General features: G+C 74.3%; 1 pseudogene. It reads left to right on the forward strand.

Annotation, left to right across the window (positions count from 1 at the left end):
• Positions 1–292 (forward strand): annotated as a pseudogene (locus tag ACLBX8_RS32065) (hypothetical protein); the annotation flags it as partial.

Here is a 292-nt window from a genome sequence, read left to right on the forward strand (position 1 = left end):
AGCCGCGCGACATCGTCGCCTCGACCCGGGCGGAGTTGGCGCGCCTCGACGCCGTGCTCGGCGGCGTCGACCTGATCATCGGCTTCGAGTGCGTGCTCCGCCGCCTCGACGCCGGGAGCCGGCAGGTCCGGCACGGGATCGCCGACCTCTACCGCCGCTACAACGTCGTCGGCTTCGAGACCTTCGGCGAGCAGTACCGGGCGATGCACCTGAACCACACCTTCACGGGCATCGCCATCGGCAAGACCCTCGCCGCGGGCGCGCCGGCCGCGGCCCCCGCCCCGGCCGCGTC

The organism is Methylobacterium sp. D48H (assembly GCF_053345715.1).